This is a genomic window from Candidatus Neomarinimicrobiota bacterium (assembly GCA_012964825.1).
GTDB lineage: Bacteria > Fidelibacterota > Marinisomatia > Marinisomatales > S15-B10 > UBA2125.
This window is the reverse complement of sequence record DTTI01000050.1, coordinates 1-8800: the sequence shown is the minus strand read 5'-3', so window position 1 is coordinate 8800 and position 8800 is coordinate 1. Positions and strand designations below refer to the sequence as shown.

General features: G+C 44.5%; 9 protein-coding genes. 5 read left to right on the top strand and 4 right to left on the bottom strand.

The window, feature by feature from the left end; genetic code table 11:
- The 4 genes from EYO21_05315 to EYO21_05300 all read right to left on the bottom strand — a co-directional run.
- The coding region (locus tag EYO21_05315) for a dihydroorotate dehydrogenase (protein HIB03225.1) at positions 1–613 on the bottom strand (613 nt) is incomplete at its 3' end.
- Complete coding sequence (locus tag EYO21_05310) at positions 610–1398, bottom strand: dihydroorotate dehydrogenase electron transfer subunit (protein ID HIB03224.1); 789 nt, start codon at positions 1396–1398, stop codon at positions 610–612. The genes EYO21_05315 and EYO21_05310, both read right to left, overlap by 4 nt.
- Positions 1388–3250 carry a tetratricopeptide repeat protein gene (locus EYO21_05305; GenBank protein HIB03223.1) on the bottom strand — a complete coding sequence of 621 codons (1863 nt, stop codon included), beginning with the start codon at positions 3248–3250 and terminating at the stop codon, positions 1388–1390. Before EYO21_05305 ends, EYO21_05310 begins: the two co-directional genes overlap by 11 nt.
- Positions 3247–4005 carry an NAD-dependent deacylase gene (locus EYO21_05300; GenBank protein ID HIB03222.1) on the bottom strand — a complete coding sequence of 253 codons (759 nt, stop codon included), beginning with the start codon at positions 4003–4005 and terminating at the stop codon, positions 3247–3249. The genes EYO21_05305 and EYO21_05300 overlap by 4 nt, the downstream gene beginning before the upstream one ends.
- 113 nt (positions 4006–4118) lie before the next feature.
- Here EYO21_05300 and EYO21_05295 point away from each other — a divergent pair, with 113 nt between their 5' ends.
- The 5 genes from EYO21_05295 to EYO21_05275 form a co-directional block, all read left to right on the top strand.
- Positions 4119–4574 (top strand): hypothetical protein, encoded by a 456-nt coding sequence (locus tag EYO21_05295; GenBank protein ID HIB03221.1) that lies wholly within the window; start codon positions 4119–4121, stop codon positions 4572–4574.
- A 63-nt stretch (positions 4575–4637) separates the two neighbouring features.
- Positions 4638–4829 carry a hypothetical protein gene (locus EYO21_05290; GenBank protein HIB03220.1) on the top strand — a complete coding sequence of 64 codons (192 nt, stop codon included), beginning with the start codon at positions 4638–4640 and terminating at the stop codon, positions 4827–4829.
- 118 nt (positions 4830–4947) lie between these two features.
- Positions 4948–6204, top strand: coding sequence for a DUF1015 domain-containing protein (locus tag EYO21_05285; GenBank protein ID HIB03219.1), 1257 nt, complete (start codon positions 4948–4950; stop codon positions 6202–6204).
- Positions 6201–7283, top strand: a complete 1083-nt coding sequence (locus EYO21_05280; protein HIB03218.1) for an alanine--glyoxylate aminotransferase family protein — start codon at positions 6201–6203, stop codon at positions 7281–7283. Before EYO21_05285 ends, EYO21_05280 begins: the two co-directional genes overlap by 4 nt.
- Positions 7283–8800, top strand: a 1518-nt coding sequence (locus tag EYO21_05275) for a phosphoglycerate dehydrogenase (protein ID HIB03217.1), incomplete at its 3' end; no start/stop codon positions are given. The genes EYO21_05280 and EYO21_05275, both read left to right, overlap by 1 nt.

Sequence of the window (8800 nt, the reverse complement as noted above, 5' to 3'; positions counted from 1 at the left end):
TGGCAGTGTCTATGCTCATACCGAACAGAGTGTTTACTGCGGACAGAACGTCAGCGCCCCCCTCAACAGCGGCGGCGGCGATTTCGCCAATATCGGTAACGTTGGGAGATAGTTTCAAGATCAGCAACTTTTCTGTAGCAGACCTGAGAGCTTGTGTCAACTCTCTGGTCAAGTTCGGATTCACTGCAAACTCAATCCTCCCGGCCTCTACATTTGGGCAAGATATATTAATCTCATATCCGCAAACTGTTCCATCGCTGGATTCTAATTTTTCCAGAACATGTAGATAGTCGTCTATGGAAAATCCTGCAATATTTGTAATGACCTGAGTCTCAATGTTTTCATAAAAAGGAAGCATTTCTTCTATGTATTTGTCCACACCTATATTGGCTAGTCCGATGGAGTTAATCATGCCAGATGGTGTCTCCACAATCCTCGGTGGTGGATTCCCTTCACGGGGATACTTCGTGATAGATTTTGTCACAATGGCGCCCAATTCAGACGCATCCACCAAATCTTCAGTTTCCGTTCCATACCCGAAAGTCCCCGAGGCAACAAAAACAGGATTCGCAAAATTGACGTCACATAGTGATGTAGAAAGATCAACAGTCATGAAAAAACAATCTCCTGCGCCAAGTAGATTGGACCGTCAATGCAGACCAAAGAATATTTCTCATGGTAACTGTGATCCTTCAATCCATGAGAGGCCCGTTCAATGACACACCCCTGGCATAACCCAGTAGCACATCCCATATAACTCTCCACGGACAGCTCGCACGGGATATGGGTACTCGTGACAAATTGATGAACAGCTTTCATCATTGGTTCGGGACCACAGACAAACAGTTTCGTATTTTCAGTCTCGCCGCACACTCTTTCAACAGTGGGCATGACTGTCCCAAACTCTCCCATGGATCCGTCATCCGTTGTGAGGTATATGTTCTTCTCAGGCTCATGGGAAAGGAAATGTTCCTCAACATTCCGGGCACCAAGGACAGTTATATGATTAACATTATTTTTTTGCAAAACCTTGTGGAACCAGAGGATGGGTGCCAGACCAACACCGCCTCCAATTAGGACCGGTGTGGTGCCGTTAGTATCTCCGTAGCTATTACCCAAAGGGCCCAGCAGGTCTATTGACTGGCCCTTTATATATTCAGATAAAATCTTGGTCCCCTCACCAAAAAGCTTGTAAATGATGCTGAGTTTATCGCCCTCTGCATTAGCAATGCTCATGGGTCGACGCAAAGGGTGTTCCCATGAATCGTCCACACAGATGTTCAGGAATTGCCCGGGGGACGGTTCTTCATTACAAATTCTATCTGCCGTAAAGGTCATCTGGAAAATTCCCCGTGCGATTTCTCTGTTGTCCAGGACAGTCCCTTTTTCAGCGACCATTGTTCGTACTGTCACTTGAAGCAGTGGTGTCAGCAATTGATTCCTTAAATTTGTTCAGAAGGGCGATCCTTCCGCCAGCAAACTGTGCCTGCTCACTCTTCCCGTAGACTGATGTGATTTGCTGATAAACCTCCAGGGCTCGGTCGAGATCATTTAGACTACGGTCATAAATATGAGCTATGGTGAGCAGTATAACAGGAGCGTATCTTGTATTTGGATACTGTGCCAAGACAGACTCATACAGTTCAATTGCTTTCTTCGGATCACGGTCTGTCACTTTTTCACCCTGAACCATCAGTTCGGCGGGAGCATCCCTCAGGGTCAGACTCTGGGAAAGGGCAACTTCCATCGCGTACTCACTATCAGGGTATTCATTTATGAGTTGATCCCTAAGATGCGATGCCTGGACTGAATCACCTGTAACGTCATAAAGATAACTGAGAGAATAGAGAGCTTGAGCAGTACTATTTGTTGGCGGGAGAACATTCACGATCCTTTCAAAATATTTCATCCCTTCTACCTCATCACCAAATCTGAATGCCTTCAATTCACCGGCGCTGTAAAGTCGCTGAGACAACTCCTGATACAACTGTGTGGTATCAGAGATTTCAATATATGACTCTTCAGTGAAATTTTCTGTCTTTTCCTCCCGCTTCACGACAGACTTTGAGTTTGGTTGCAATAGCGGGTCTTCAGTAATTGCCTTTTCGTCGGCCTCCTCTTTCTTTACCTGATCACCAAAAAGGGTCGTCTCCAGCTGCTCAATGGCTTCCGTAACCAAGAGAAGGTCATCTATTTCCTGCACCCTAACACGAGCTGAGGGTGCGAAGGTCGATTCCCGGAATTCTCTTTCTACGTTATCAAAATACTTTCTCGCCTGCCCGTATTCTTTCTCATCATACAGGGTGGCGGTTCCTAATGCAAAATATGATTCCGCCGATGCCGCTGTTTTTGGAAAATCTTCGGTAATGGATTCATAACGCTTTCTAGCTTCATCATCCCTGCCCTGCATTTCGTATAGCTTCGCAAGCTCTAGGTTGAGGTCCGCCCTTATGCCTGAGAATTTTTCATTGGTGGTCAGTTCTTCAATTTCCTTAGATGCCTCCGACCACATTTCCATTTCACGATAAATTCGAACAATCTGTAAATGAGATGCCTCCACCCGCTTGGGAATCGGATGTGCGGAAATTACCTTTCTGTAATTCTCCAGCGCAACGTTCAGACGACCTTCCTCATACGCCCGTTCAGCGATTACATAATGAGCGTTCATTCGGTCAAGCCTATTTGACGCAGATTCTGCCGCTCTCACCAAATGGGCCAGTGTTGAATCAACTTCGCCGTATGCTTGGTATATCTCTGAAGCAGTTGTGTGCGCAATCGATCTCAATGATTTAATTTGACTCAACCGGACATCTTCCTCAAGTTCGCTGATGAAATTAAGTGTCTCTTCAAGTGATGATTGAGAAGATTCGATCTTCCATTTACAACGAATGGTCCACAATCGTGCTTCGTTAAGAAGAGGGCTTTCAGGAAAGTCCAAGTTCAGGCGCTCAAGAGATCCCCTTGATGACTGGAATTCCCCCTTGTAATACTGTGCTTTTGCCCGCAAGAGCAGTGCATCATCGCGGAATCTTGATTCGGGATAATTGGCAACAACCAGATTGCATCGAGCTATCGTTTTGTCCAACAACTCTTCGCTTTTCTTAGACAACTGCTCCTCTTTACTGGTTGCGACTATTTCCTGTTCGGCTTCTTCAAAATACTGAGTTGCGTTATAGAAAGTATTGAAATAGGCACAACCCCATACAGCCAGTGCAAAGACCAAAAAGATTCGTTTTGTCAATTTATTCATGATTCTAGGAGTGATATCAATTCTGGCAATATCTCTCCTGATTTTCCCTGAAAAGTCACATCCATTATGGAACTAAGTTCGGTTGGTTCGGTGTTTATTTCAGCAAGAAAAGCGCCGGATGATTTGGCCAGGGAGGAAAGTCCTGCCGCTGGATAGACAACACCGGAGGTGCCGACGGAAATGAACAGATCACACTTTCTGGCATGTTTCTCAGCTAATCGAAAAGCATCAATCGGAAGCATTTCACCAAACCATACAACATCAGGTCTAACAAGACCTCCACACCGACAAATAATCGGCTCCCCGTTTTCACTGAAGAGTTGAACGTCAAATTGTTCTTTACAGTCGATACAATAACTTCTAAAAATATTGCCGTGCAATTCAATGACCTCTTCGCATCCAGCCCGCTGGTGAAGATTATCAACATTCTGTGTGATAACTGCGAATTTGTCCACTTTTGATTCGATTTCAGCCATGGCAAAATGGCCTCTGTTCGGCTTTACATTTTCTACTATCTCTGTTCTGTGCCGATACCACGATTGAACAAGTACGGGATTCTTTATGAACGCATTGAAATTAGCCAGCTCTTCCGGCTTGAATTTCTTCCATAAACCATCAGAACTGCGGAATGTTGGTACCCCACTTTCAGCTGAAACACCGGCTCCTGTAAGAAACACAACATAAGAGTCTGACGTCATCCTTTTAGCCAGACTATCCAAGGCCGATTCTGTGCCAGCGGATGAAGAAGAAATCATTCTGGTTAGGGGGTGAGACGAAGAGAAGGGTGTAAGATGATTCTTCACCAATTTTTCGAGGAAGATTTTACGATAGTCTCAAGAAAAATAAACCTTTAACTTTCGTTCACCTTATGAAACGCCCGTTACCGATTCTCCTCCCATTTCTGATATATCTTTCCCCTATCCTGGCGCAACAAGACACAATTTTAACCCCCATCCCGGATGAAACTGTAGGCTATCTCCAAGTTTCTTGTGACTCCAGCGGTCTTGATATTTATGTGGATAATATCCTCATAGGACAAGTTCCTATTGATGACCCTATTCCATTAAAGCCGGGAGTTCACACTGTCACCTATCTCAATCCCCAGTTTATTACGCTGTTGAGAGAAAACTATGAATTGAACGAGGTTGAATCCCTTCTCCAAAAGAGTCTTCAGCGGGTATATGTGGCTCCGGAGAAAACGGTCACGGTCAATCTTTGGTGGAAGCCTTATGAAAAACAGCTCAAAGCGCGGAAGCAATGGGTCTGGATAAAAACAGCGGTGGGAGTGGCTGTAATCACTTTCCTTGTGGTTCTCAATATTTAATATTCTAAGGATGAATTCAATTATTAGCTTTCTGTGGTCTGAATTTATTGGTTAATTTTTGATATGGATGAATTCACCACTTTTGACACACCACTTCAGTTTAATCCTGATTACAGCTGGCCTGAAGAAGGTACAGAAAAAAATTGCCCGAAGTGCAGACGCTCGCTGACCCTTAACGAGCAGCGTAAAGACTACAAGGGAAAACCGTGGTGGTGTGGAACCTGCCGGTGGCAGTTCACCGACGAAGAAGCCTAGGCCTCTAGTCCCTCTATTTTTTCATTTTACCTTAAGATTAATTTCAGTACCTCAGTTTCCATTTCAGCAGGAAGTCTTCCCTCTCTAAATTTGTATTAAGCTCGGAGCATTGTTTTAAATGGTTGATATCCGCCCTTTTAAGGGCTACAGTTACACTCCATCTAATATTTCTGATCTCTCATCGGTGATTGCTCCTCCCTATGATGTCATTTCCGAACGGGAGCGCGCGGACCTTGCGTCCAGATCTCCTGTTAACTTTATTCACATGACGCTGCCGGCAAATTATGACCCCGCCCGGTCCAATCCAGATTTCTATAAGGAGGCGGCATCTCAATGGAATTCCTGGAAGAAGAACAACACTGTTGCACAGACGGACATGCCAGCCATCTGGTCCCTGAGGGAGACCTACGAAAATAATGATGGTCAACCTGTTACACGATTTGGATTTTTAGCTGAACTGTCTCTGGACGATGAATCAGACCGTTTTGTTCTACGACATGAAAAGACGCACAAAGCGCCTCAGATAGACAGGGTGAGACTCTACGAAGCAACACGTGCCAACCTGAGCCCCCTTTTCTTTATTTATCAGGATGATCCGATCGAGACTGAACATTTTCTGGAACAGTTCAGTACAGCTGAATTGCGAACAGCAGAGCTGGATCATCACGGAAAAGTGTCGTTGGAATTTTCATTGACAGATGACAATGCTTGGATTGAACAATTTTGTCAGTCATTCAGTAATAAATACGTGCTAATTGCCGACGGACATCATCGTTATGAAGCGTCCAGAATTCTTCATAGAGAAAACAACAACGATAATATTAACAGTTCAGCAGTTATGGCCTATCTGGTTCCTGCATCTTCACCGGGGCTTATGGTTCAAGCAACACACAGAGCTGTCCATGGTCTGACGAACTTTAACGAAACGACATTATTACAAGCGTTTGAAGGCCGATTCGCTGTAAACAGTTCACAAAACGACTCTCATCAGATGAATGTTGTCACACCCGACAAAGGTAGATTCACGGTGACACCCACTGAAAAAATACTTGAGAATTTGAGAAAAAAATGCAACCCAACTGCGCTCGCTCATCTTCCTGTAGTGATTCTGGAGGAGCTGATTCTGAAAGAAATTCTTGGGCTGTCACACAGCCAAATGAGTCCAAAAGGGAACCTGAAATATTTTCAGGATGCTGATCTCGCTGTAAAGTCTGTTTCTTCAGGTGAGTGGAATGCCGCATTTCTTCTCGATCCTCTTTCCCTGGATGATCTTTTCTCAGTGACAAAGGCCGGTGGTATCCTTCCTCAGAAATCGACTTATTTTTATCCCAAGGTAGCCACGGGGCTGGTGGTAAGATCTATGGATCATCCATGAACAGCACAACCAAGCCTAAGCTTTTTATACCCGGTCCTACACACGTAGATGAGGAAATCTTAAAAGCGCTCAGTGAATACCCGATAGGTCATCGTACTGCGGCATTTTCTCAACTGTATAATGATGTAGTTGCGGGCATTCAAAAGGTACTTTACACTGATAACAGAATTTATCTTAGCACAAGCTCCGCCACGGGACTATGGGAAGCAGCTGTGCGCAACACAGTTAGGAAAAGGTGTGCTAATTTTGTTTGCGGTGCTTTTTCCAGCCGTTGGCACGAAACTACTGTCAAGTGCGGGTTACCTGCAGATTCCATAAAGGTTGCACTTGGTGAAGCCATTAAACCTGAACTCGTAGACAAAACATTGGCCACCGGAAAGTATGATGTGATAACGTACGTTCACAATGAAACATCCACAGGTGTCATGAATCCCCTCAGGGAAATTGCCGAGGTGATGAAAAAATACCCCGAGGTCATATTTTTGGTTGATATGGTGAGTTCTATGTCGTCTGTCAAAATTGAATTGGATAAACTTGGCATTGATGTGGCACTGGCCAGTGTTCAAAAAGGGTGGGCACTTCCACCCGGTTTTTCACTCTGTATGATTTCAAAAAGAACTTTAGATGTAAGTTCTAAATGCAATAATAAAGGTTATTACTTTGATTTTCTTGTTCTGGAAAAATATGCCAAACGGTCTCAAACACCCTCTACCCCTTCCATTCCTCACATGTATGGTTTGAAACGTCAATTGGAAAGGATCTTCGATGAAGGACTCGAAAATCGTTTCCAGCGGCATAGTGATATGGCTGACCGGGTTCGCACTTGGGCCTTGGATACAATGGGTCTGTTTCCCGAGAAAGGTTATGAATCAGATACGTTAACCTGTGTAGAGAACACCCCGGCAATCAACATTACCGATTTTCAACAGCGGCTTCTCTCTAAAGGGTACATAATATCGGGCGGATACGGCCCGCTGAATGGGAAAACATTCAGAATCTCACATATGGGTGACATCACCCTGGAAGACATTGAGGAACTGCTGGGAGTCATGGATGAAACCCTTAAAGAAATGAACTGATGAAAGTTCTTATCACTGATCCCATCTCTGACGAAGGTAAACAGATATTGACAGATGCCGGTATGGATATTGAGGATGCGTCCGGAGAAAAGTTCTCATCAAAGTTGGATCTTTCAAATATTGAAGGGTGGATTGTGAGAAGCGGAACCACCATAACAGCGAAAAATATAGAACAGGCAGAAAATCTTCGCGTCATTGGACGGGCCGGCGTTGGCGTTGACAACATTGATATCCATGCCGCCACCATGAATGGCGTTCTCGTCATGAATACACCAGATTCCAACACCATCTCAACGGCGGAACATACAGTTGCCCTTCTTCTTACCCTTGCCCGAAATGTTCATGAAGGTTACCACTCAATGATCCATGGAAAATGGGAACGTGAAAAACTTATCGGCACTGAGCTAAAAAACAAAACCGTCGGAGTAGTCGGTCTTGGAAAAATCGGGACAGAGGTCATTAAACGCCTCCACCCATTCAAGATGAATGTCTTGGGCTTTGACCCTTACATTAAGAGAAAAAATTATGAACTGGATTATGTGGAATTTGTGGAACTAGACACACTCTGTCAAAAGTGCGATTTTATCACCATCCACGTTCCAAAAACAGATTCAACTGTTGCCATGTTCGATCTAGACCGCTTGAAAATGATGAAACCGACAGCACAAATTGTAAATTGTGCCAGAGGCGGGATCATCGATGAAAAGGATCTTATTACAGCCCTCAATGAAAAGATTATTTCAGGAGCAGCCCTCGATGTGTTTGAAAATGAACCGCTGACAGAATCATCACTGCTTAATGCCAACAACATCCTCTACACACCGCACCTCGGAGCCTCCACCATTGAAGCGAAACAGGGTGTCTCCACCGCCATTTGCGAGCAGGTCCGGGACTACCTGAGTGATGGTACCATTAGCAATGCTCTCAACATTCACATTGCTGATATGGATATGCTCAAAAGTCTTGAGCCTTACCTAATACTTGCTGAAAAATTGGGCTCTCTTCATCAGCAAATTGCCTCTGGGCCTATAGATTCCGTTTCCATATCTACGGCCGGTTCCCTTAAGGAGATTAAAGTGATTACACTGGCTTTTCTTAAAGGCTTTCTCCAAGAAATTCACGGCAGTACTGTCAATTACATTAACGCCACTGCCGTAGCTGAAAGCACAGGGATTACCATTGAGGAGACTTACAGCCACAAGAAGATAGATTACGCCAACCTCATTTCAACAACGGTACGTTTGAACGGAAAAAGCCTTACTATCCGGGGAAGTCTGTTCGGTGAGGGTCTACCGCGAATAATATATTTTGATGGATTTCATCTTGATTTAAGTCCTGAAGGAAAGCTCCTTTTGATTTACAACAAGGATGTTCCTGGCGTAGTTGGTAAAGTGGGGACACTGCTCGGAAAGATGGATGTTAACATTGCCGGCTACCAGTTAGGAAGAAAGGAAGGCTCCGAAGTGGCCATTGGATTGATCCGCATTGATTCTGACCCCTCGCCTAATGTGATTACA